Genomic DNA, 22,816 nt, shown 5'->3' on the forward strand with positions numbered 1-22,816 from the left:
CAATCTTTTTTTACTGCTTATTTTTAAACTGTTCCAGTCTTTCATATATAGCGGCTAATCGTTTCTCCTCGCCGGATTCAATCGGATCATAGTATTTTGTTCCCTTTAAGTTGCCTGGGAGATAATCTTGTTTAACCCATCCACCAAATGTGCCGATTGGGTAGTCATGCGGGTATTTATAACCAACATGCCCGAGGTCTTTTGCGCCTGAATAATGGCCATCTCGTAAATGCTTAGGGATATCCCCGACTTTGCCGCTTCGAATATCCGAAATGGCTTGATCTAATGCCTTATAAGCAGAATTTGATTTGGAGGATAGGCACATTTCCACAACTGCTACTGAAAGTGGGATGCGAGCCTCGGGAAGACCGAGACGTTCACTGGCAGTAACAGCTGCCAACACATTATTTCCGACAGAAGGATTTGCCAGTCCGATATCTTCATAAGCAATCACTAAAAGTCTCCGATTGACTGCAACCAGATCACCAACCTCAAGAAGGTGAGCTAAATAATATAAAGAAGCATGAACATCGCTTCCTCTTATGCTTTTTTGCAGGGCGGATAAAAGGTTATAGAAGTTTGAACCTTTTTTATCTCCATAAACTCCTACATTTCCACCTAAATCGTCAATGACTTCATCTTCTATGATATACGTATCCTCATCCCTGGTTGACGAGTAAACCGCTGATTCCAGCAGTGTTAATGATTTTCTTGCGTCTCCATTTGAGTGAAGGGCAATTTTTTTAATTTGTTCCTCGGTGATTCGGATATCCATTTTTCCCAGACCATTTTTTTCATCAGAAAGGGCTCTTTGAAGGAGTATGATGGTTTCTTCGACAGATAAGCGGGTAAGCTGCTTGATTTGGCCGCAACGGCTCCGTATTGCTGGATTGACATCATGGAAAGGATTTTCCGTTGTGGCTCCGATTAAAATGATATCGCCTCGTTCTACATGTGGCAGAAGATAATCCTGTTGAGCTTTATTGAATCGGTGGATCTCATCAAGAAAGAGGATAACCTGCCCGGTCAGACGTGTTTCATCAACAACTGCTTCGATATCCTTCTTTCCGGCTGTTGTTGCATTTAAGGCAATGAACGGTATCTTGGTGGTTCCCGCAATTGCATAAGCAATGGATGTTTTTCCAATGCCAGGTTCACCGTATAATAACATAGAGGGGACATGCCCGTTTTTAATCATTTTATATAAACTGGTTTGTTTACCGATGATTTCGTTCTGGCCAATAATTTCATCTAAGTTCTTAGGTCGCATTCGAAATGCGAGTGGTTCAGTATTCAACTAACTAACCTCCACAAATAAGCTTCAGGATGCTTTCATTATATCGATAAACGCTTCACATTCCTATATTTTCGTTTTTGCGTAAGAGCTCTGGAATTTTATCCTTTCATGAGATTTCCTGTAGTCGAAACTGGTTTTTTTTACTATGATTAAATAGAAAATAAAAAATTAAGAAGAATTGTACTGAGTCATTGAAAATAGGCAATGATTTAATGTATGGTATACTTTTGTAGACTAAATGTAAGGCTGAGGTGCTAAGTAATGAAAATATCTACCAAAGGAAGATACGGACTTACCATTATGATTGATTTAGCTAAGAAACATGGAGAAGGTCCTACTTCCCTAAAATCGATAGCACAATCAAATAATTTGTCCGAACACTATTTGGAACAATTGGTTACCCCCTTGCGTAATGCAGGACTTGTAAAAAGTATCAGGGGTGCCTATGGCGGCTATAAACTAACGAAAGATCCACATGAAATTACAGCAGGTGATGTGATCAAGGTGCTTGAAGGCCCAATTACACCGGTTGAAGGCATTGAGGATGAAGAACCTGTTAAACGACAATTGTGGATTAAAATCAGAGATGCTGTAAAGGATGTTTTGGATAATACAACTTTGGAAGACTTGGCATCCTATGAAGAAGAGGACGACTCCACTCAATCATATATGTTCTACATTTAATATAAAGTAATTTTGTTTAGGCAAAGGAGGTATAGGCCATGGAACGGGTTTATATGGATCATGCAGCGACAACGCCTATGCATCCAGAAGTTATTGATGTGATGACGGAAGTTATGAAAAATACTTACGGGAATCCATCAAGCATTCACCAATTCGGAAGAGAATCGAGAAAGCTTATTGATGATGCAAGAAGAGTGTTGGCTGAAAGTATTGGTGCACAAATAGATGAAATTATCTTCACAAGCGGTGGTACAGAAGCAGATAATGCAGCAATTTATAGCAGTGTACAAGCTATGAAGAATAAAGGCAAACATATTATCACTTCGGAAATTGAACATCATGCTGTATTGCATACATGCCAGGCTCTTGAAAAAGAAGGGTATGAGGTTACGTATTTGCCTGTCAATGAAGAAGGACAGGTAACTGTAAGTTCCGTTCGGGAAGCATTACGAGATGATACGATTTTAGTGACGATCATGTTCGGAAATAATGAAGTGGGCACCATTCAGCCTATTCAGGAAATTGGTAGGCTTTTGGCTGACCATCAGGCATTGTTCCATACAGATGCGGTACAGGCTTATGGAATTATTCCTATATCGGTTCAGGATTTAGCTGTCGATTTCTTAAGTGTATCTGCACATAAAATTAATGGTCCGAAAGGTATTGGCTTCTTATATGTGCGAAAAGGCGTACCATTTAAGCCGTTGTTGCTTGGTGGTGAGCAGGAAAGAAAACGCCGGGCAGGAACTGAAAATGTGCCTGGTGCAGCTGGCTTTGCAAAGGCGGCTGAGCTGATGTCACATACACGTGAGGAAAAGGCGAAGCAGTATAGAGCCTTTAAAGAAGTAATGCTTTATGTATTTGACGAAGCAGGTATTAATTATTCCATCAATGGAAAGCTACATGATTCACTGCCGCATGTACTGAATATTAGTTTTCCAGGAACGAGTGTTGAGGCTTTCTTAGTCAATATGGATTTGGCAGGTGTGGCTGTTTCAAGTGGTTCTGCCTGTACAGCTGGATCGATTGAACCATCGCATGTTCTTGTCTCGATGTTTGGAAAAGATTCAGAGCGTACAAAGAATTCAATCCGCTTCAGCTTTGGGCAGGGTAATACGGAACAAGAAGTAGAAAAAGCAGCGAAGATTGCTGTAAATGTGATAAATCGATTAGTGAAGTAAATAGGTATGAGGTGAAGTGTATAATGAAATCCCCGGCGGAAACTAGAGTTGTTGTCGGAATGTCCGGTGGAGTGGATTCCTCTGTTGCAGCTTATCTTTTAAAAGAGCAGGGCTATGACGTTGTAGGAATTTTTATGAAAAACTGGGACGATACAGATGAAAATGGCGTTTGTACAGCTACGGAGGACTATGAAGATGTCATCCGTGTTTGCAATCATATTGGGATTCCCTACTATGCAGTCAATTTTGAAAAGCAGTATTGGGACAAAGTGTTTACGTATTTCCTTGAGGAATATAAAGCGGGACGTACTCCAAATCCCGATGTGATGTGTAATAAAGAAATTAAATTTAAAGCATTCCTTGAGCATGCCATGAATCTGGGCGCAGATTATTTGGCAACAGGCCATTATGCGCGTGTTGCTTACCATGATGGAGAATATAAAATGCTTAGAGGGTTGGATAATAATAAGGATCAAACCTATTTTCTAAACCAATTAACTCAGGAGCAATTAAGCAAGGTTATGTTCCCAATTGGTGAGTATGATAAGCCAAAAATTAGAGAAATCGCCTTGGAGGCTGGCCTGCCAACAGCTACTAAGAAAGATTCCACAGGTATTTGTTTTATCGGCGAGCGTAACTTCAAGGAATTTCTTGGGCAATATTTGCCGGCTAAACCTGGTGAGATGAGAACGATGAGTGGCGAACTAAAGGGTAAGCATGACGGCCTTATGTATTATACATTGGGACAGCGTCATGGACTTGGAATTGGCGGAAGCGGTGAACCGTGGTTTGCGGTTGGGAAAGATTTAGAAAACAATGTTCTATTAGTAGAGCAAGGCTTTCACCATGACAGCCTCTATTCCGATTCTATTATCGCTGACAAAATGAACTGGATTTCTGAAAGGAAACCAGGTGATACATTTGAGTGTACGGCTAAATTCAGATATCGCCAGGCAGATAATAAAGTAACAGTAAAAGTATTGGATGACAATCAGGCAGAAGTAATTTTTGCTGAACCAATCAGAGCGGTGACTCCTGGGCAAGCCGCAGTATTTTATGATGGTGAAGTCTGCTTGGGTGGAGGTACCATCGATAAAGTTTATAAAAAAGGTTTAAAACTTGATTATGTTGGGTAAATAAAATAGCCAATTGAATGTGGATAGTCTGTTTCGTAGAGAAACAGGCTATTTATGTTCTGTAAAAATATACATATGCAGGTGATGAAAGATGGACGTGAAGAAGTACGATTATTCACTTTCCAAAAAAGAAGTTCTCGAAGTATTTGATACAGATGCAGAAAGGGGGATAACAGAAAAAGAAGCAGAAGCAAGATTAAAAGACTATGGAAAAAATGAATTCGGAGTAGAGCAAAAAAATTCATTGTTAAAAATGATTGCCCTGCAATTACATAACACACTTAATTACATATTGATGGTTGCCGCTTTATTCTCATTTATAGTGGGTGAAGTGAGTGACGGTTTAATTATTACATTTGTGATTATTATCAACACCATTATTGGTGTAGTCCAAGAGAAAAAGGCAGAAAATGCATTGGACGAACTAAAAAAGTTAGCAGCACCGAAAGCCTTGGTAAAGAGAGAAGGGAATGTCAGGGAAATTGATGCATCCTTGCTCGTACCTGGTGATTGTGTCTTACTTGAAGCTGGAAGGACAGTACCGGCTGATATTCGTATCATTCAATCCCATTCCTTGAAAATTGAAGAATCTGCTTTAACGGGTGAGAGCCTTCCGGTAGATAAGGATGAGAATTGGACTCTGGAAAATCCTGATCAGCCACTTGGTGATTATCTTAATATGGCATTCATGTCTACTCAAGTTACAAATGGCCGAGGGATTGGAATTGTGGCCGCAACCGGGTTGAATACAGAGGTGGGGAGAATAGCTGAAATGCTTCATAGTACTGAAACCAGCAAAACTCCTTTGCAGAAAAATCTTGATCAGCTCGGGAAAAAGTTAAGTTATTGTGCCATTATCGTCTGTGTCGTTATGTTCATGGTAGGATTAATACAGGGACGAAATCCTGGAGAAATGTTTATGATTTCCACAAGCCTTGCTGTTTCGGCTATACCTGAGAGTTTATCGACAATGGTCATAATTGTTTTAACGCTTGGGGTAAGGCGTCTCATTAAACAAAAGGCAATCATACGGAGAATTCCGGCAGTTGAAACTTTGGGTTCGGTTAGCATGATTTGTTCAGATAAAACAGGAACACTGACTTTGAACAAAATGAGTGTCGTTGAGCGTTATGTTAATTTAAAAGTTATCGAGGAAGATGTACCATATACTGCGGATGACCAAAGGTTAATTAATCAATTTGCATTATGCTCGGATGCCACTTATGAACCGGAAGAAACCGGCGACCCGACAGAAGTGGCTTTTGTTAAAGCAGCACATGTGAATGGTTACACAAAGTCTGATTTGGACAAAGAATTTCCGCGTGTAGCTGAAATTCCGTTCGATTCAACTAGAAAAAGGATGACTACTATACATAAAGATGGCGATGGATACATTGTACTGACAAAAGGTGCAGTAGATATCCTGCTAGAGAGAATAACCACTATTCAACTAGATAGCAAAATAGTAAAAATGACTCCGGAATACATAACTAAAATTAATCAAGCTGTGATGCAGATGTCCAACCGTGCTCTTCGTGTAATGGCTTTGGCAGGAAAAAGAGTTTCAGCTGAAGCGGTTTCTGAACTGAATGAAGAAGAAATAGAGAATGGTTTAACGTTTTATGGAATGGTAGGCTTGATGGATCCTCCTCGTCCAGAGGCAAAACTTCAAATTGAAAGAGCTCATCGTTCAGGAATTGAAGTAACGATGATTACAGGTGATCATCCGCAAACAGCGATTGCGATTGCGCACCGTTTGGGGATAACGGAATCTGATAAAGTGATCACGGGTGCAGAATTGAATCAAATGACACCTGAAGAATTGAAGGAAGCAGCAGTCGATACTCGTGTATTCGCCCGGGTATCGCCGGAGCATAAAGTCCAAATCGTTCAGGCCTTTAAAGAAAATGGGCATATTGTTTCGATGACCGGTGATGGTGTGAATGATGCTCCTTCCTTAAAAACAGCTGATATTGGAGTTGCTATGGGACAAACAGGCACAGATGTTGCCAAGGGTGCCTCTGATATGGTTCTAATGGATGATAATTTCACCACGATTATAAAAGCGGTTGAAGAGGGTAGGAATATTTTTGCTAATATACGAAAATCTGTTCTTTTCCTTGTTACAAGTAACTTTGGTGAAGTGTTAGTGCTCTTCTTTGCCATCTTGCTTGGCTGGCCGACACCGCTTTTGACCGTCCATATTTTATGGTTGAATTTAGTTGGTGATTCTATTCCAGCCTTTGCGCTTGGTGTAGATAAGAATAAGGATGTTATGCTGGATAAACCAAGGCCTAAAAAAGAAGGTATTTTCACGAAGGATTCAGTCATCTTCCTGATTTTAAATGGTTTGTTGATTGGTGTAGCTTCTCTCTTAGCCTTCCTAATTGGGTTGAAATGGGCTGCTGGAATTGATTCCATATTCGATTTACAATTTAATGAGCTTACAGACCATGAATTGAGAGTCGGACAAACGGTTGCCTTTATGGCACTAACCTTTATTAGTTACATGCAAGTATATAATGTCAGGCATTTACGTAAACCAATCTGGAAAACAGATGTGTTCAGCAATAAATATTTAAATTGGTCAGTCATAGGTGTCATCTTGTTGCAATTGGCAGTTGTTTATATCGAACCTTTTGCCAAATTACTCAAGATTGAACCGATTGGCTTGAAAGAATGGATCCTAATCTTCTTCTGTACAATAGGAACCATTGTCGTGAATGAAATTGTTAAAGGCTTCTTAAGATTCTATGAAAAAAGAAAGGCTATGGAGTAAACACTCCATAGCCTATTTGATTTCGTCGCTGATCCGATTGGCAATCAGACGGTATCCCTTGTTATTTAAATGGAGGCTATCACTGAAATAGTCTTTTTTTGTTTTATCCTGAAACAAATCATCTGTTGGTACGAAGGTGATAGATGAGTAGTTACTGACCGTTTCTTTTAGATCGTGATTCCAGTCATCTAAAATTTGGTCAAGGCGATCATCATTAGGAAATGGATTATATAACCCAACAACAATAAAAGGGACGTCATTGTCAAGCAGGCGAATGCTTTTCAAAATTTCATCTATATTATCAAGATAATCTTTTTTCTCTTTCTTTATAGTAGCGTGATTGATGGTTTGAAAATCACCGCCCAAACTTGTACGTAAATCATTAGTGCCTATAAATAAGATAATATAGTCCGCTTCATTCACTTTTTCACTTATTGTAGGATTCGCTAATTGTTTGATAACTCCCTCTGACTCCTGACCTGGAATTCCATAATTATTGATTTTATAATTTTTATTGGAGGATTCGCTTTCTGAAATTTTTTCAAGCTGACCGACATAGCCCTCCTCATGGCGATCGCCCACCCCATAGGTTAAGGAATCACCTAAAGCCATAATGACATGTTCCTGATTGGCTTTTATCTTTTCATCTAAAAAGAAGGTATATCCGATATAAATCAGTCCGATTGTTAGTAAAAGTCCGGCGGCATATTGTAGTTTCTTCATATCTCTCACTCCCATAAATATACTTCTACCCAAAAACCAATTAATTTTAACAAAAAGTGTAATATTTTTATACTGTGTGATTAAGAGAGTAATCTAGGCATATTTAGGAAGGTAAACTGGTGGGATTTTCTATAACTTATAATGGATGGCGCACTGCTAGTCCAGATGCTTGTCTCTAGGACAACGGACTATCACTTTGTGGTATACTATTTCCATTCAGTTAGGAATGTAGGAGTGAATAGTATGGATAAAAATAAATTAGGTATTCAATATATGGAACAAGGAAAATGGGAGGATGCTGCAAAAGTATTTACCGAAATGATTGAGGAAAATCCAAATGACCCAGTAGGGTTTATCAATTTCGGCAATGTATTGGCATCGATGAACGACAATCAACGTGCGATTAAATTTTTTGAACGAGCCATTGAACTGGATCCGGAAGCTGCGACTGCCTATTATGGGTTGGGCAGCATTTATTATGAGCTCGATGATTTAGTGAAGGCGAAGGATCAGTTTGAGCTGGCTATCAAAAAAGGAATTGAAACAGCGGATGTGATGTTTATGCTTGGTCTTTGTTTACTGCACTTAGACCAGCCGAAGCTTGCTTTACCTTATTTCCAAAGAAGTGTGGAATTAAATTCTGGTGATGCAGAGGCCCAGTTCCATTATGGGTTGGCTTTGGCCAGTGCGGAGTTGTATGACTTGGCGATTGATGCATGGAATAAGACGCTTGAAATTGATGAGTCACATGCAGATGCGTATTTTAACCTGGGTGTGGCCTACGGTGGGATTAAGGGAGATGCAGATAAAGCAATCGCTTATTTTGAAAAAGCGGTTGAAATCCAGCCTGATCACATCCTTGCTTTGAATGGGTTAAAACAAATGAAAGAACTGTTATAAACGGGAGGTGCTTCTTGTGGAACAAGAGTCGTTCGTCTTTTCCGACAATGACAAACCTTTCATCAAAGGAACACATTTGGTTACCATTTTTCATAATGAACAAAATTTATACTCGGTTGTACGAATCAGAGTGAAAGAAACGAATTTGAATTACGATGAAAAAGAAGCTGTTATTACCGGGTATTTTCCCCCTATTCATGAGGAAGAAATATACACGTTTTATGGGAAAATGAAAGAACATCCCCGTTTTGGGATTCAATTTCATGTAGAGACCTTCCAGCGTGAAGTTCCTGAATCAAAGGAGGGTGTGATTGCTTATTTATCCGGATCTCTTTTCAAAGGGATTGGTAAAAAGATTGCAGAATCGATTGTTGATAAACTTGGTGAAAAGGCAATCTCCAAAATTTTAGCGAATCCATCATTGCTTGATCAAATTCCTAAGCTAAGCGGTGAAAAGGCAAAGCAATTATATGATACACTGGCTGCCAATCAGGGTCTGGAGCAAATCATGATTAATTTATCCAGCCTGGGGTTTGGACCTCAGCTATCCATGAAAATTTATCAGGCTTATAAAGAGGATACGATATCCATCATTGAGCAAAATCCATACCAGCTAGTCGAAACCATTGAAGGAATTGGGTTTACCCGCGCAGATGAAATCGGCTTACAGCTAGGTATCGGAGGAAGCCATCCATCAAGGATCAAGGCAGCAATCCTCTATACACTTGACAGAACATGTGTACAGGATGGGCATTCGTATACGGAGGCAGAAGAGCTGCTGATCAGTGTAAAAAGCCTATTGGAACAAAATCAAAATGTGACCATTACTTTTGAACAAATTACGGATCAACTAATCCAGCTCGGTGAAGAAGGGAAGATCATTGGGGAAGATAAAAGATTTTATATGCCGTCCCTCTACTTTTCTGAAAAAGGGATTGTAACGAATATTAAACGGATTATGTCTCAGGACTCATATGCTGATCAATTCCCTGAATCTGAATTTTTATTAGAGCTAGGTAAACTAGAAGAGCGAATTGGGATGGAGTATGCCGAGGAGCAAAAGGATGCAATCTTTAAAGCTTTGCATTCTCCAATGCTGATACTGACAGGTGGTCCTGGTACCGGGAAAACAACCGTTATTAAAGGAATCGTTGAATTATACTCGGAATTACATGGGTTGTCCCTTAATCCAAAAGATTATAATAATGAAAATCCATTTCCGTTTGTTTTAGCAGCTCCAACAGGGCGTGCAGCAAAAAGGATGAAGGAATCCACAGGGCTTCCCGCCGTGACCATCCACCGTTTGCTGGGCTGGAATGGATCGGATGTTCAGCGTGATGAAGATAATCCAATCAGCGGAAGAATTTTAATTGTGGATGAGATGTCGATGGTAGACATTTGGCTGGCCAATCAGCTTTTTAAAGCATTGCCGAATGATATGCAAGTCATCCTCGTTGGTGATGAGGATCAGTTGCCTTCGGTTGGACCGGGTCAGGTATTGAAGGATTTACTTGCCTCTTCCGTTATTCCTGTAACCCGTCTGGAATCAATATTCAGACAGGAAGATGGTTCTTCCATTATTCAGCTCGCACATGCGATAAAAAACGGACAGCTGCCGCCAGATATTCGTAAACCGCAGGGAGATCGTTCATTTTTCTCTTGTTCCACTAATCAAGTAGCTGATGTGATTAGGCAGGTTGTAACCAATGCCCGTCAAAAAGGGTTCCCAGCCCGAGATATTCAGGTTTTAGCTCCAATGTACAGAGGGAGTGCCGGAATTGATTCTCTCAATGTCCTCCTGCAGGGCATTCTTAATGATAATCGCGATAAGAAGAAAAGGGAATTGGCTTTTGGGGATGTGGTGTATCGGGTTGGAGATAAGGTTCTCCAACTAGTGAATCAGCCTGAAAATGGGATTTATAATGGAGACATGGGTGAAATTATAGCGATAATCTATGCAAAGGAAAATGAAGATAAACAGGATCAAATTTTTGTCTCCTTTGATGCTATTGAAGCGAAGTATACGCGCCAGGAGCTCAATCAAATAACCCACGCTTATTGTTGTTCCATTCATAAATCCCAGGGAAGTGAATTCCCAATCGTCATTTTGCCAGTTGTTAAGAGCTATCACCGTATGCTAAGGCGAAACTTAATCTACACGGCCATAACAAGGAGCAAACAGTTCCTGATTGTATGCGGTGAAGAGGAAGCCTTGCGATACGGCGTCGGTCGTAGTGGTGAGGAAGAACGACGAACAACTCTGCTTGAGAAACTGCAGGAAGGGTTCCGTGATAAGGAAGTTATCTCCGAACCTGAAAATCCAGTTACTGAAGGTGAAAGTTCCAACGAAGATGGCTTGACGTATGAGCAAAAATTATTCCAAACAGATCCGATGATTGGGATGGAAAACATTACGCCTTATGATTTTATGATACAGGGTTAAAATACAAATGTTGGTCTTTAAGCTGAATGAATTCTGCATACAATGGACAAACTGGCAATTACACATATTTTTTTATGAGGTGATTGCTATGAAATGTCCGAATTGCTCCAGCAAAGATATCGGCAAGATTGGCGTGAATCAATATTATTGCTGGAATTGTTTTGTGGAATTATCTATCCAAAAAGGAATTATGCATGTCCATCAGGTGGAAGAGGATGGAGTGTTAAGTTCTTTAGATGATTTGTTTAGCGAAGAAGACCGACAGATGAGTCTTTGATTCGTACTTCCTAAATTATGAGGTGAGTTGCTATGAATAAAATGGTTTCGTCGTTAATAACCTTAGGAGCGGGAATGGCGATCTATCGGAGTATGTCCAATAATGGAATGCTATCCGGCCGTAATATGAGAAAGATTAAACGAACAATCATGAAGTCATTTTGATTGGTAGTTAAGGGTTTAAAAGGTAGATTCCCTACCTTTTAAACCTTTTTTTAGTGTTTGCCTTCAGAATCCCCATACATATTTTCTTTTAACATAAAGAAAATAGTATAGAGGTGGGATTTTTGAACATACAGATAAAGTGGTTTTATCGACTTGGATTTCTATTATTGTTATTTATCGTATTATTTGTTTTTTACTTGCTCAGACCAATTTGGTTTCCTGTTATACAGATTTTTCTAACTGCATTATCGCCATTCATTGGAGCGGCTCTTATTAGTTATCTCCTTCATCCCTTGGTGGAAAAAGTACATCAAAAAGGTTTGCATAGAGGTTTGGCAATTGGTTTGATTTATCTGGTGTTTTTTGGGGTAGTCGGCTATGGATTGTATAAAGGAATTCCAGTATTCATTAATCAAATGATTGACGTTGCGGAAAGAGCGCCTGAAATGGCAGAGTTATACCGAGGTTACATAGCTCGTTTTCATTCACAAACCTCAAGTTGGCCTTTTGGTCTGCATGATCGTTTGGAACAAATCATTAGCTCTATGGAAATGAAATTAAGTTCTTCCATAACTGTATTAATAGAGGCGCTAAGTGGACTGTCGGATTTTTTCATCTTTGTGTTGCTCGTCCCTATCATATCTTTTTATTTACTGAAGGATGCTGAAAAGATTATCGACTTTGGATTAAGTATATTTCCTAAAAAGAGCAGAGGAACAATGAAGAAGTTTTTGAAGGATATAGACCATTCATTGGGCGGATATCTTCGCGGACAGCTCTTGGTCTGTACGATTGTGGGAACCTTTGCCGCTATACTTTTCTGGTTATTTGGTATGAAGTATCCTTTATTGCTGAGCCTTTTTATTGGGGTAACGAATATTATTCCCTATTTCGGACCTCTGATTGGAGCGGTTCCGGCATTGCTCGTAGCAATCACTATGTCGACTGGTATGGTCATCAAGGTGGCCATTATCATTATTGTGATTCAATTTCTAGAGGGGAATGTCATTTCACCAATTATCATGGGGAAAACGTTAAAGCTGCACCCACTTATTATCATTTTTGCTTTACTTGTCGGTGGAGAGATTAGCGGAATACTAGGTCTGATTCTTGCTGTACCTATTTTAGCCTTTTTGAAGGTTGCCATTACACATAGTAAAATATTAAGGAATAACCCTTAAACAATTCCTGAAACATTGACAAAGAAAACACTTATGACTATAATCCAACTTATAACGGATATATTGAAATATGTTGATGGACCGAGTATGTTTAAGCCCTTCCGAATGTAAATCCTATTTACATGAAAGAGAGAAGTCTCCACGGCTGAAAGAGACTTTGGAAGAAGAGAAACAGAAAGCTAGTCCGGAGTGCGGGCAAAAACCCGCCGTTTAAACCGCGTTAAGGTTTCTGAGGTGACGAAACTTTTTAGAGGTTTCGTAATCAGGGTGGTACCGCGAGTCAAGCTCTCGTCCCTGTTTTTGGGGATGAGGGCTTTTTTGTGTATAAAAAAGGAGGATTCAATCATATGAAGTACATGACTGGGGCAGAAATTCGTCAAATGTTTTTAGATTTCTTTCAGGAAAAAGGTCACAGAATTGAACCGAGTGCATCGTTAGTACCGGTGGAAGATCCGACACTGTTATGGATTAATTCCGGAGTTGCAACATTAAAAAAATATTTTGATGGACGAGTTATTCCTGAAAATCCAAGGATTACGAATGCCCAAAAATCGATTAGAACAAACGATATCGAAAATGTAGGAAAAACAGCTCGACACCATACTTTCTTTGAAATGCTGGGTAACTTTTCTATTGGAGAATATTTCAGAGAAGAAGCAATCAAATGGGGCTGGGAGCTATTAACAGATGAACGCTGGTTTGCTATGCCAAAAGACAAGCTTTATATCACATACTATCCAGCAGATACTGATACCCTTAAGGTATGGAAAAGCTTAGGCGTACCGGATAGTCACTTAATTCCGCTTGAGGACAATTTCTGGGAAATTGGTGAAGGCCCATCCGGACCTGATACTGAAATTTTCTTTGACCGCGGTACGAAATTTGATCCTGAAGATATCGGCATTCGATTAATTGAAGAGGATATCGAAAATGATCGTTATATCGAAATCTGGAATATCGTATTGTCTCAATTTAATGCAAATCCAGAAATACCGCGCAGTGAGTATCCTGAATTACCGAAGAAAAATATTGATACAGGAATGGGTCTTGAGCGGATGGCATCCATTTTCCAAAATGGTGACACGAACTTTGATACGGATCTATTCCTGCCGATTATCCATAAAACTGAAGAAATTTCAGGTCAAAAATATAGAACAAGTGCGGATAAAGATGTAGCATTCCGTGTTATTGCTGACCATATTCGTACGGTTGCGTTTGCAATAGGTGATGGAGCACTTCCATCCAATGAAGGACGCGGTTATGTTCTACGCAGATTGCTGCGCAGAGCTGTTCGTTTTGCTAAGAAAATTGGCATTAATAAGCCGTTTATGTATGAACTGGTTCCTGTTGTGGCGGATATCATGGTAGATTATTATCCAGAAGTTCAACAGAAACAGGATTTCATTGCGAAGGTTGTTCGTAATGAAGAGGAGCGTTTTCATGAAACCCTTCATGACGGTTTAGCCATACTTGCGGAAGTTATTGAGGCTGAGAAGAAAAGGGGCAGCGATATAGTAAACGGATTTGATGTATTCCGTCTCTATGATACCTATGGATTCCCAGTTGAATTAACAGAAGAGTATGCAGAAGATGAAGGCATGAAAATTGACCGAAAAGGTTTCGAAAGAGAAATGGAAGCTCAACGGACACGTGCACGTGCTGCACGCCAGGATGTAGACTCCATGCAAGTACAAAGTGGTATTTTGGGAGACATAAAAGTACAAAGTAAATTTGTTGGATATGAAACCCTTCAATGCCCGGCTACAGTGGAAGTAATCATTAAAAATGGTGAAAAAGCGGACGATGCCATGGCGGGAGAAGAAGTTCAAGTTATTTTTGACCAAACACCTTTCTATGCTGAAAGCGGCGGACAAATCGCGGATAAAGGATTCTTTGAATCTGAAGACTTACGAGTATTCGTGAAGGATGTTCAAAAAGCTCCAAATGGCCAGAACTTACACACTGTTATCGTAGAATATGGATTGCTGAAGGAAGGTACGTATGGTAAAGCGGTTGTAGATGAAGCAAATCGCCGTAAAATCATTAAAAATCATACAGCAACTCATTTACTGCATCAAGCATTAAAGGATGTACTGGGCACGCATGTTAATCAAGCAGGTTCTTTAGTAAGACCAGATCGACTTCGTTTTGACTTTTCTCATTTTGGACAAGTTACCGAAGAAGAGCTTGAACAGGTTGAGCAAATTGTAAATGATAAAATATGGAAGAGTATCGATGTAACGATTGAAAATAAACAGATTGAAGAAGCAAAAGCTATGGGGGCAATGGCTCTATTCGGTGAAAAATATGGCGATATCGTACGTGTTGTCCAAGTAGGAGAATACAGCCTTGAACTTTGTGGTGGCTGCCACGTTCCTAATACATCTGCTATCGGGCTGTTCAAAATTGTCTCTGAAGGTGGAATTGGAGCTGGCACCAGAAGGATTGAAGCTGTAACAGGCGAATCTGCCTATCTTCAATTAAAAGAACAAATTGGTGTTCTTCGCCAGGCAGCAGCTAAAGTTAAAGCTAATCCAAAAGATTTGCCTGCTAAAATTGATTCTCTATTAGGCGAATTAAAAGACGCACAAAAAGAAAATGAATCATTAGCAGCGAAGCTTTCCAATATCGAGGCAGGAAATATTCAATCCAAAGCTGAAACAATTAATGGTGTAACGGTTTTATCAGCGAAGGTAGAAGCTCAGGATATGAATAATTTAAGAAATATGGCTGATGACTTAAAGCAAAAGCTTGGGTCCTCCATTATTGTCCTTGGAAGTGCGCAAGGAGAAAAAGTAAACTTAATTGCTGCAGTTACAAAAGACTTAATAGACCAAGGATACCATGCCGGTAAAATCATTAAAGAGGTAGCAGCACGCTGCGGAGGCGGTGGAGGCGGACGTCCTGATATGGCTCAGGCCGGCGGTAAGAACCCTGCTGATTTAGAAGCAGCGCTAGAGCTGGTAAAAGAATTGGTTAACAAATAAAAACGGGGCAAAGGATTTGCCCCCCTTCTTTTCGAATCTAATCATTTTGGCATAGATAGTCCTGACTAGCCAAAACTATCATTCGAGTTTTATTATTAGGTTTAAGTAGTGTACAATAAGAGGAACAATGGAAATATAGCTTTTTGAATGAAAGCGGGGTGCGTTGGAATGAGTTCATTTGATAAAACAATGAAATTTAATTTCCCGGAGGATTCTTTTGAGCATGACGTAAGCCATGTTTTAATGGAAGTCTATAATGCTCTAAATGAAAAAGGTTACAATCCTATTAATCAGATTGTAGGTTATCTTTTGTCAGGAGACCCTGCTTATATTCCGCGTCATAATGATGCACGAAATCTTATTAGAAAGCTTGAAAGAGATGAGATTATAGAAGTTCTGGTCAAATCTTATTTAGAGCAGCAACGAGAGGGATAATATGCGAATTGTAGGTCTTGATGTGGGTAGTAAAACTGTGGGAGTCGCCATTAGTGATGAAATGGGTTGGACTGCTCAAGGTTTGGAAACCATAGCAATTGACGAAGAAAAAAATCAGCTTGGCCTGAAACGTTTAGATGAAATCCTTAAACCTTATAAAGTCGATAAATTTGTCGTAGGTTTGCCGAAAAATATGAATGGAACTGTAGGTCCGCGAGGCGAGGCAAGCCAATATTATGCTTCAAAGCTTGAAAAACGATATAAGGTTCCGGTTGTTTTGTGGGATGAACGTTTAACCACAATGGCAGCAGAACGGGTTTTATTAGATGCAGATGTAAGCCGTAAAAAACGCAAAAAAGTTATAGATAAAATGGCCGCGGTCTTAATTCTTCAAGGATATTTAGACAGCGGCGGCAAATAATTTTGAGGTGATCAGACATGGAAGAAAATATGATAACAATTGTTGATGAAGATGGTAACGAGCAGTTACATGAAATATTACTTACATTCGAATTAGATGATTATGATAAGCAATACGTTGTATTTGCACCAGTAGGAAACGAAGGCGAAGAAGATGAAGACCTCATCCATGTAGCTTCTTATGTTCCTGATGAAACAGGTGAAGTCGGAACATTAAATGATATAGAAGATGATGAAGAATGGGCTTTAGTTGAAGAAGTGATTAATACGTTCTTCGACGAAGAAGAATAAACTGAAAATATAGCTCTCCCGGTTTTATCGGGGGAGTTTTTTATATGTGTAGATTTAAATATTGTGGAATAATGATGAGATGATTTTACAAGGAATGGTAAAAATGATGAGTATTCAAGAGATTTTAGGTGAATTCTCCGAAAAATAGAGCATGTTATAAAAAAGTAATGGTCAATTAGTGAAATTTATTATATAATCAAGCGGTTTAAGAAAAAGTTTTATGATAATCATTGACAGATTCCGCTAATGTTTGCAATAAATAAAGATGGCTTGTAATAAAATGCCTTAGGGGGGCATCACTTTTGGATAATGATAAAAATTGGAAGAAAGAGCAAATGAAAATAAAGCTACTTGAAAGACAGAGTGAAGCTAGAGTGGTACGAAAAATTGTTACTGTTTCGTTAGTTGCTGTCATCCTTGTCATGGCGCTTGTTGGACTTGGTGGGTATTTGTATATCTCCTCTGCATTAAAACCTGTTGACCCTGATAATAAAGATGCAATTAAGGTGGAAATCCCTCGTGGTTCAGGAATTAGTTTGATTTCTCAAACATTAGAGGATAATGGAGTCGTTAAAAATGCGAAAGTATTTAAATACTACGTCAAGTTTAAAAATGAATCTGGTTTCCAGGCTGGAACCTATAATTTATCACCATCTATGACAATTCAGGAAATCATCGATCAAATCAAAAATGGAATTGTAGCCGAGACCTATCGAATTACAATTCCGGAAGGAAGAGATCTAGAACAAATTTCAGAAATTATTGCCAAGAAAACAGGCAAAAAGTCAAAAGATGTCTTAGCCGTCATAAATAAAAACGGATTTATTAAAGAAATGATGAATAAGTATCCGGATTTATTAACGGATGATATTCTTGCCAAGAATATCAGATATCCATTGGAAGGATATTTATATCCGGCAACGTATTCATTTTATGAGGAAGATCCAACAATAGAGTCAATCGTTAGCGAGATGGTGAAAAAAACGAACGAAATCCTGGCGAAGTATAAGGATGAAATGTCCAAGGATAAATGGACACCGCACACACTATTAACAATGGCATCCTTAATTGAAGAAGAAGCAACTGAGAAGGTCGATAGGGATAAAATATCTGCTGTGTTTAAAAACAGAATAGAGAAGGATATGCGATTACAAACTGATCCAACTGTTCTGTATGCATTAGGTGAGCATAAAGATCGGGTGACATACAAAGACTTAGAGGTTGATTCACCATATAATCTCTATCGACATAAAGGGTTAACCCCTGGACCAATTGCCAATGCAGGTGAAACCTCCATTCAGGCGGCATTAAACCCAGCCAATATTGATGATCTTTATTTCCTTGCTACTAAATCGGGAGAAGTCATTTTTAACAAAACATTGGAAGAACATAATAAAGACAAGGCAAAACATATAACGAATAATTAAGCATTTGAAGGGGAACTATGGAAGAGAAGAAACGTTTCGCTTCTTTCCCCTAAATATGCTAAAATATTCGAAGTGCATAAAAATAGTGTATGTATTTAAAGAAAGCCACCTGGCTTTCTCATTTTTTTGAATTAAGCAAAGTACAGGGTTTGGAGGAATAAGGATGAATAAGAATCTTGATCACTATTTACAGACTCTTGTACCTTCCCGCAATGATTTATTAAGTGAAATGGAAGAGTATGCAAGGGAAAATGGTGTTCCTATTATGGAATTAACCGGTATGGAGTCTATGTTACAGATTCTAAAAATCCAAAAGCCGCGAAAAATTTTAGAAATTGGAACAGCAATTGGTTATTCTGCTTTACGAATGGCACATACGCTGCCAGAAGCTTCAATACTGACAATTGAGAGAGATGAGGAACGTATTGAAAAAGCTCATCATTTTATTGAAAGAGCGGACATGAAGAGTAGAATAAAAATTATAAAAGGTGACGCTCTTGAGACAGAATCAGCTGTCTCTCCGGAAGGACCTTTTGATTGTATATTTATCGACGCAGCTAAAGGACAATATAAACGTTTCTTTGAAATATATGAAAAGTTTTTGGCAGAGGGCGGAATTATCCTTTCCGATAATGTTCTCTTCAAAGGCTTAGTGGCTCTTGAACAAGAAGAGATTGAATCTAAACGAACAAAAAATTTAGTTAATAAAATAAAAGGCTATAATGAATGGCTCATGAGTAAGGAAAAATTTGATACTGTCATTATCCCTGTCGGAGATGGTTTGGCTATTAGTATTAAACGAGGTGAAAAGGCATGAAAAAACCTGAGCTATTACTAACACCTACTAAGGTTGAAGATATCATCCCATTGATTGATGCAGGTGCAGACGCATTTGTTATAGGGGAACAACGTTATGGACTGAGACTGGCTGGAGAATTTAACAGAGAGGCTGTTAAAGAAGCAATCCAGCTAGCGCATTCAAAAGGAAAGAAAGTATATGTGGCTATGAATGCCATCTTCCATAATGAGAAAGTGGACGAGCTGTCCGATTATTTGCGTTTCTTAGATGCCAATCAAGCAGATGCTGTCATCTTTGGAGATCCAGCTGTTTTGATGGCTGCCCGCGAAGCAGCTCCGAACCTGCCTCTGCATTGGAATACAGAAACAACAGCGACCAACTGGTTCACGTGTAATTACTGGGGAACAAAAGGAGCTAAGCGTGCAGTCCTTGCCCGGGAAATTAATATGGACGCCATCATTGAGATTAAAGAACATGCCGAGGTCGAGATTGAAGTACAAGTGCACGGAATGACAGCTATGTTTCAGTCAAAACGAACGCTTATCGGGAATTACTTTAATTACCAAGGCCGCAATATGAAAGTGGATAGCCTGGATGATCAAAAAAGCTTATTCCTGCATGATCCTGAGCGTAACGCTAAATACCCAATCTTTGAAGATGAAAACGGTACTCATATTATGAGTCCGAATGATATTTGTATTGTTGATGAATTGGCAGAAATGCTCGATGCTGGGGTGGACTCCTTTAAAATTGACGGAATCTTAAAGGATTCTGACTATCTTATTGAAGTAACCAAATTGTATCGCGAGGCAATTGATTTATATGCAGAGGATCCGGATCTATACGAAGATAAGAAGGACGAACTGCTGCAGAAAGCCGAAGAAATTCAACCGGCAAACAGATCGTTGGATACAGGCTTCTTTTTCAAGGAGACTGTTTATTAACAGGGAATGGAGGATGACCGAATGTCCGTGTCAGAAAATAAAATTTCCGAGATTATTGACGGAAAACGCGTTATTGTAAAAAAACCGGAATTACTGGCTCCTGCCGGTAACCTGGAAAAATTAAAAATCGCTGTCCGTTATGGTGCCGACGCCGTATTTATTGGCGGTCAGGAATATGGATTGCGCTCCAATGCCGGGAATTTTTCATTGGCAGAAATGAAAGAAGGCGTGGAGTTTGCTAAACAATATGGCGCTAAAATATATGTGACAACTAATATTTTTGCTCATAATGAGAACATCGATGGACTTCCGGAGTATTTAAAAGGGATTGAAGAAGCTGGAGTAACAGGTATTATAGTAGCTGACCCATTAATAATAGAGACCTGTAAAAAGGCTGCTCCAAAGCTGGAGATCCACTTAAGTACGCAGCAATCCTTATCAAACTGGAAAGCTGTACAATTTTGGAAAGAAGAAGGGCTGGATCGTGTTGTTTTGGCACGTGAGACAAGTGGGGAAGAAATCAAGCTAATGAAAGAAAAGGTGGATATTGAAATTGAAACCTTTATTCATGGAGCGATGTGTATTGCTTATTCCGGGCGCTGCACGCTATCCAACCATATGACAGCCCGTGATTCTAATCGAGGCGGCTGCTGCCAGTCTTGCAGATGGGATTATCATTTATTCGCTAATACCGAAGATGGTGAAAAACCATTATTTGAAGATGAAGACCAACCGTTTGCGATGAGTCCTAAAGATTTGAAGTTAGTTGAATCCATCCCAACCATGATAGAGATGGGAATAGACAGCTTAAAAATCGAGGGCCGTATGAAGTCCATTCATTATATTGCAACAGTTGTCAGTGTTTATCGCAAGGTTATAGATACTTATTGCGCAGATCCGGACAATTTTGTTTTCAAAGAGGAATGGATTACAGAGCTCAATAAGTGTGCGAATCGGGAAACAGCTCCCGCATTCTTTGAAGGTGTACCAAGCCATAAGGAGCAAATGTTTGGCAATCATAATAACAAAACAACGCATGACTTTGCCGGGCTTGTCTTATCGTATGATGAAAATACATCTATAGTCACGTTACAGCAAAGAAATTACTTTAAACCGGGAGATGAAATTGAATTTTTCGGTCCTAATATCGAAAACTTTACGCAAACAGTCGGAACAATCTGGGATGAGGACGGCAATGAATTAGATGCTGCAAGACATCCGCTTATGACTGTCCGCTTAAAAGTCGATCAACCGGTTCATCCATATGATATGATGAGGAAGGAGAACAACTAAAAATGACTAAGCCAATTGTAATTGGGGTTGCAGGTGGCTCGGGTTCAGGGAAAACGAGTGTAACAAAAGCAATCTATGAAAAATTCAAGGGTCATTCCATCATGATTCTAGAACAAGATTATTATTATAAGGATCAAAGCCATCTTCCTTTTGAGGAACGACTAAAGACAAACTATGATCATCCATTGGCTTTTGATAATGATCTATTGCTGGAGCATATCAACAAATTGCTTCGTTATGAAGCAATTGAAAAGCCGGTTTATGATTATGCTATGCATACACGCTCTGAGGATGTAATTCCTGTTGAACCTAAGGACGTTATTATTCTCGAGGGAATCTTGGTACTTGAAGATGAGAGATTACGCGATATAATGGATATTAAACTATTTGTTGATACCGATGCAGATCTTCGTATAATACGTCGGTTAATGCGTGATATAAAAGAACGTGGCCGTTCAATTGATTCAGTAATTGAACAATATACGTCTGTAGTACGGCCTATGCATAACCAATTTATCGAGCCTACTAAGCGCTATGCGGATATCATTATTCCTGAAGGCGGACACAATTACGTGGCTATTGATGTAATCGGTACTAAAATCCAAACAATTTTGGAGCAAAAATCCCTTTTATAGAAATTTTTGTTTTTACATCAATTTCCATAAAAATAACAAAAAAGTTACTCATTTTTGAAAAAATTTTGATAAAATTAATAGACAAATCGATAAAAAGAAATTAAGCTAACAATGAGTGTAATTGCGCGTTCGATTGAGAACGCGCAATTCCTATACCAATAAAGGTATATACATAGTTATTAAGTGCATATATATACACATGATCACATGGAGCAGTTCGTGCTGCATGGTGAAAGTACAGAAGGAGTGAAATTTTTTGGCTACTGAAAAAGTATTCCCAATGACTAAAGAGGGAAAAGAGAAATTAGAGAAAGAATTAGAACTTTTAAAAACGGTTAAACGTAAAGAAGTTGTAGAAAGAATTAAAATTGCCCGCAGTTTTGGTGACTTATCCGAAAACTCTGAGTATGATTCTGCTAAAGAAGAGCAAGCATTTGTAGAAGGAAGAATTACTACACTTGAAAATATGATTAGAAATGCACAAATTATTGAGTCTGGTGCATCTCAGGATGGAACGGTTACATTAGGAAAATCTGTAACCTTTAAAGAATTACCTGATGGTGAAGAAGAAACTTATATAATTGTCGGTTCTGCAGAAGCTGACCCATTTGAGTATAAAATTTCAAACGATTCTCCAATTGCCCGCAGTTTAATGGGGAAAAAACCAGGTGATGAAGTAACGGTTTCTACTCCAGGTGGAGATATGGAAGTCGTAATCGTATCCGTTCAATAATTTGTAATTTAAGAAAGAACCAGCAAGGCGCCTATTTTAGGTGCCTTTTTTATTTGTGCAATTATAGTTTGAAATAGGCAAGCCCCG

The 22,816-nt window shown here is 39.1% G+C and carries 21 protein-coding genes; 19 read left to right on the forward strand and 2 right to left on the reverse strand.

Annotation, left to right across the window (positions count from 1 at the left end; genetic code table 11):
- Positions 1-10: 10 nt before the first annotated feature.
- Positions 11-1,297 carry a replication-associated recombination protein A gene (locus AC4D4B_RS05700; protein WP_490996581.1) on the reverse strand — a complete coding sequence of 429 codons (1,287 nt, stop codon included), beginning with the start codon at positions 1,295-1,297 and terminating at the stop codon, positions 11-13.
- Positions 1,298-1,558: 261 nt separating this feature from the next.
- Here AC4D4B_RS05700 and cymR point away from each other — a divergent pair, with 261 nt between their 5' ends.
- From cymR to AC4D4B_RS05720, 4 genes are all read left to right on the forward strand, one after another.
- Positions 1,559-1,981, forward strand: coding sequence for a cysteine metabolism transcriptional regulator CymR (cymR, locus tag AC4D4B_RS05705; protein ID WP_140461985.1), 423 nt, complete (start codon positions 1,559-1,561; stop codon positions 1,979-1,981).
- A gap of 38 nt (positions 1,982-2,019) precedes the next feature.
- Positions 2,020-3,162, forward strand: a complete 1,143-nt coding sequence (locus AC4D4B_RS05710) for a cysteine desulfurase family protein (RefSeq protein WP_490999392.1) — start codon at positions 2,020-2,022, stop codon at positions 3,160-3,162.
- A 20-nt stretch (positions 3,163-3,182) separates the two neighbouring features.
- Positions 3,183-4,298 (forward strand): tRNA 2-thiouridine(34) synthase MnmA, encoded by a 1,116-nt coding sequence (gene mnmA, locus AC4D4B_RS05715; protein ID WP_490999496.1) that lies wholly within the window; start codon positions 3,183-3,185, stop codon positions 4,296-4,298.
- Between the two features lie 91 nt (positions 4,299-4,389).
- The gene (locus AC4D4B_RS05720; RefSeq protein ID WP_490996583.1) at positions 4,390-7,077 is read left to right on the forward strand and encodes a cation-translocating P-type ATPase; all 2,688 of its coding nucleotides are present in this window, start codon (positions 4,390-4,392) and stop codon (positions 7,075-7,077) included.
- A gap of 12 nt (positions 7,078-7,089) precedes the next feature.
- Here AC4D4B_RS05720 and AC4D4B_RS05725 read toward each other — a convergent pair whose 3' ends face one another.
- On the reverse strand, positions 7,090-7,800 hold the full coding sequence (locus tag AC4D4B_RS05725; protein ID WP_490996584.1) for a GDSL-type esterase/lipase family protein: 711 nt from the start codon (positions 7,798-7,800) through the stop codon (positions 7,090-7,092).
- A gap of 243 nt (positions 7,801-8,043) precedes the next feature.
- Between AC4D4B_RS05725 and AC4D4B_RS05730 the strand changes: the two genes are divergently transcribed.
- The 15 genes from AC4D4B_RS05730 to greA all read left to right on the forward strand — a co-directional run bounded on the left by AC4D4B_RS05730 (position 8,044) and on the right by greA (position 22,729).
- A complete protein-coding gene (locus AC4D4B_RS05730; RefSeq protein ID WP_490996585.1) occupies positions 8,044-8,700 on the forward strand; it encodes a tetratricopeptide repeat protein in 657 nt (218 codons plus the stop codon).
- A gap of 16 nt (positions 8,701-8,716) precedes the next feature.
- On the forward strand, positions 8,717-11,143 hold the full coding sequence (recD2, locus tag AC4D4B_RS05735; protein WP_490999393.1) for an SF1B family DNA helicase RecD2: 2,427 nt from the start codon (positions 8,717-8,719) through the stop codon (positions 11,141-11,143).
- Positions 11,144-11,231: 88 nt separating this feature from the next.
- Complete coding sequence (locus AC4D4B_RS05740; protein ID WP_066105409.1) at positions 11,232-11,420, forward strand: YrzR-like zinc ribbon domain; 189 nt, start codon at positions 11,232-11,234, stop codon at positions 11,418-11,420.
- 32 nt (positions 11,421-11,452) lie between these two features.
- Positions 11,453-11,584, forward strand: coding sequence for a YrzQ family protein (locus AC4D4B_RS05745; protein ID WP_077248072.1), 132 nt, complete (start codon positions 11,453-11,455; stop codon positions 11,582-11,584).
- Positions 11,585-11,697: 113 nt separating this feature from the next.
- Positions 11,698-12,765, forward strand: coding sequence for an AI-2E family transporter (locus AC4D4B_RS05750; RefSeq protein ID WP_490996587.1), 1,068 nt, complete (start codon positions 11,698-11,700; stop codon positions 12,763-12,765).
- 347 nt (positions 12,766-13,112) lie between these two features.
- Positions 13,113-15,752 carry an alanine--tRNA ligase gene (gene alaS / locus AC4D4B_RS05755; protein ID WP_490999394.1) on the forward strand — a complete coding sequence of 880 codons (2,640 nt, stop codon included), beginning with the start codon at positions 13,113-13,115 and terminating at the stop codon, positions 15,750-15,752.
- A gap of 168 nt (positions 15,753-15,920) precedes the next feature.
- A complete protein-coding gene (locus AC4D4B_RS05760; RefSeq protein WP_066105399.1) occupies positions 15,921-16,187 on the forward strand; it encodes an IreB family regulatory phosphoprotein in 267 nt (88 codons plus the stop codon).
- 1 nt (position 16,188) lies between these two features.
- Positions 16,189-16,608 (forward strand): Holliday junction resolvase RuvX, encoded by a 420-nt coding sequence (gene ruvX, locus AC4D4B_RS05765; RefSeq protein WP_066105397.1) that lies wholly within the window; start codon positions 16,189-16,191, stop codon positions 16,606-16,608.
- Between the two features lie 17 nt (positions 16,609-16,625).
- On the forward strand, positions 16,626-16,898 hold the full coding sequence (locus AC4D4B_RS05770; protein WP_490999395.1) for a DUF1292 domain-containing protein: 273 nt from the start codon (positions 16,626-16,628) through the stop codon (positions 16,896-16,898).
- A 335-nt stretch (positions 16,899-17,233) separates the two neighbouring features.
- Positions 17,234-18,325: an endolytic transglycosylase MltG gene (gene mltG / locus AC4D4B_RS05775; protein WP_490996675.1), complete on the forward strand. Its 1,092-nt coding sequence runs from the start codon at positions 17,234-17,236 to the stop codon at positions 18,323-18,325.
- A gap of 163 nt (positions 18,326-18,488) precedes the next feature.
- Positions 18,489-19,142 (forward strand): O-methyltransferase, encoded by a 654-nt coding sequence (locus AC4D4B_RS05780; RefSeq protein ID WP_490999396.1) that lies wholly within the window; start codon positions 18,489-18,491, stop codon positions 19,140-19,142.
- Entirely contained in the window at positions 19,139-20,068 is a 930-nt protein-coding gene (locus AC4D4B_RS05785; protein ID WP_490999397.1) for a peptidase U32 family protein, read from the forward strand. The genes AC4D4B_RS05780 and AC4D4B_RS05785 overlap by 4 nt, the downstream gene beginning before the upstream one ends.
- Positions 20,069-20,089: 21 nt before the next feature.
- Positions 20,090-21,361 (forward strand): peptidase U32 family protein, encoded by a 1,272-nt coding sequence (locus tag AC4D4B_RS05790; protein ID WP_066105385.1) that lies wholly within the window; start codon positions 20,090-20,092, stop codon positions 21,359-21,361.
- Between the two features lie 2 nt (positions 21,362-21,363).
- The gene (udk, locus tag AC4D4B_RS05795; protein ID WP_066105382.1) at positions 21,364-21,996 is read left to right on the forward strand and encodes a uridine kinase; all 633 of its coding nucleotides are present in this window, start codon (positions 21,364-21,366) and stop codon (positions 21,994-21,996) included.
- A 256-nt stretch (positions 21,997-22,252) separates the two neighbouring features.
- Positions 22,253-22,729: a transcription elongation factor GreA gene (gene greA / locus AC4D4B_RS05800; RefSeq protein WP_066105374.1), complete on the forward strand. Its 477-nt coding sequence runs from the start codon at positions 22,253-22,255 to the stop codon at positions 22,727-22,729.
- Positions 22,730-22,816: the final 87 nt, after the last annotated feature.

Source organism: Pradoshia sp. Z6_59 (assembly GCF_058267515.1).

Excerpts from the sequence above, each read along its gene's own strand:
- AC4D4B_RS05760 (WP_066105399.1), top strand. The coding sequence starts at position 15,921 with ATGAGTTCATTTGATAAAACAATGAAATTTAATTTCCCGGAGGATTCT.
- udk (WP_066105382.1), top strand. The coding sequence starts at position 21,364 with ATGACTAAGCCAATTGTAATTGGGGTTGCAGGTGGCTCGGGTTCAGGG.
- AC4D4B_RS05725 (WP_490996584.1), bottom strand. The coding sequence starts at position 7,800 with ATGAAGAAACTACAATATGCCGCCGGACTTTTACTAACAATCGGACTG.
- mltG (WP_490996675.1), top strand. The coding sequence starts at position 17,234 with ATGAAAATAAAGCTACTTGAAAGACAGAGTGAAGCTAGAGTGGTACGA.
- cymR (WP_140461985.1), top strand. The coding sequence starts at position 1,559 with ATGAAAATATCTACCAAAGGAAGATACGGACTTACCATTATGATTGAT.
- AC4D4B_RS05740 (WP_066105409.1), top strand. The coding sequence starts at position 11,232 with ATGAAATGTCCGAATTGCTCCAGCAAAGATATCGGCAAGATTGGCGTG.
- AC4D4B_RS05720 (WP_490996583.1), top strand. The coding sequence starts at position 4,390 with ATGGACGTGAAGAAGTACGATTATTCACTTTCCAAAAAAGAAGTTCTC.
- alaS (WP_490999394.1), top strand. The coding sequence starts at position 13,113 with ATGAAGTACATGACTGGGGCAGAAATTCGTCAAATGTTTTTAGATTTC.
- AC4D4B_RS05780 (WP_490999396.1), top strand. The coding sequence starts at position 18,489 with ATGAATAAGAATCTTGATCACTATTTACAGACTCTTGTACCTTCCCGC.
- AC4D4B_RS05785 (WP_490999397.1), top strand. The coding sequence starts at position 19,139 with ATGAAAAAACCTGAGCTATTACTAACACCTACTAAGGTTGAAGATATC.
- AC4D4B_RS05745 (WP_077248072.1), top strand. The coding sequence starts at position 11,453 with ATGAATAAAATGGTTTCGTCGTTAATAACCTTAGGAGCGGGAATGGCG.
- AC4D4B_RS05730 (WP_490996585.1), top strand. The coding sequence starts at position 8,044 with ATGGATAAAAATAAATTAGGTATTCAATATATGGAACAAGGAAAATGG.
- AC4D4B_RS05710 (WP_490999392.1), top strand. The coding sequence starts at position 2,020 with ATGGAACGGGTTTATATGGATCATGCAGCGACAACGCCTATGCATCCA.
- AC4D4B_RS05790 (WP_066105385.1), top strand. The coding sequence starts at position 20,090 with ATGTCCGTGTCAGAAAATAAAATTTCCGAGATTATTGACGGAAAACGC.
- ruvX (WP_066105397.1), top strand. The coding sequence starts at position 16,189 with ATGCGAATTGTAGGTCTTGATGTGGGTAGTAAAACTGTGGGAGTCGCC.
- AC4D4B_RS05770 (WP_490999395.1), top strand. The coding sequence starts at position 16,626 with ATGGAAGAAAATATGATAACAATTGTTGATGAAGATGGTAACGAGCAG.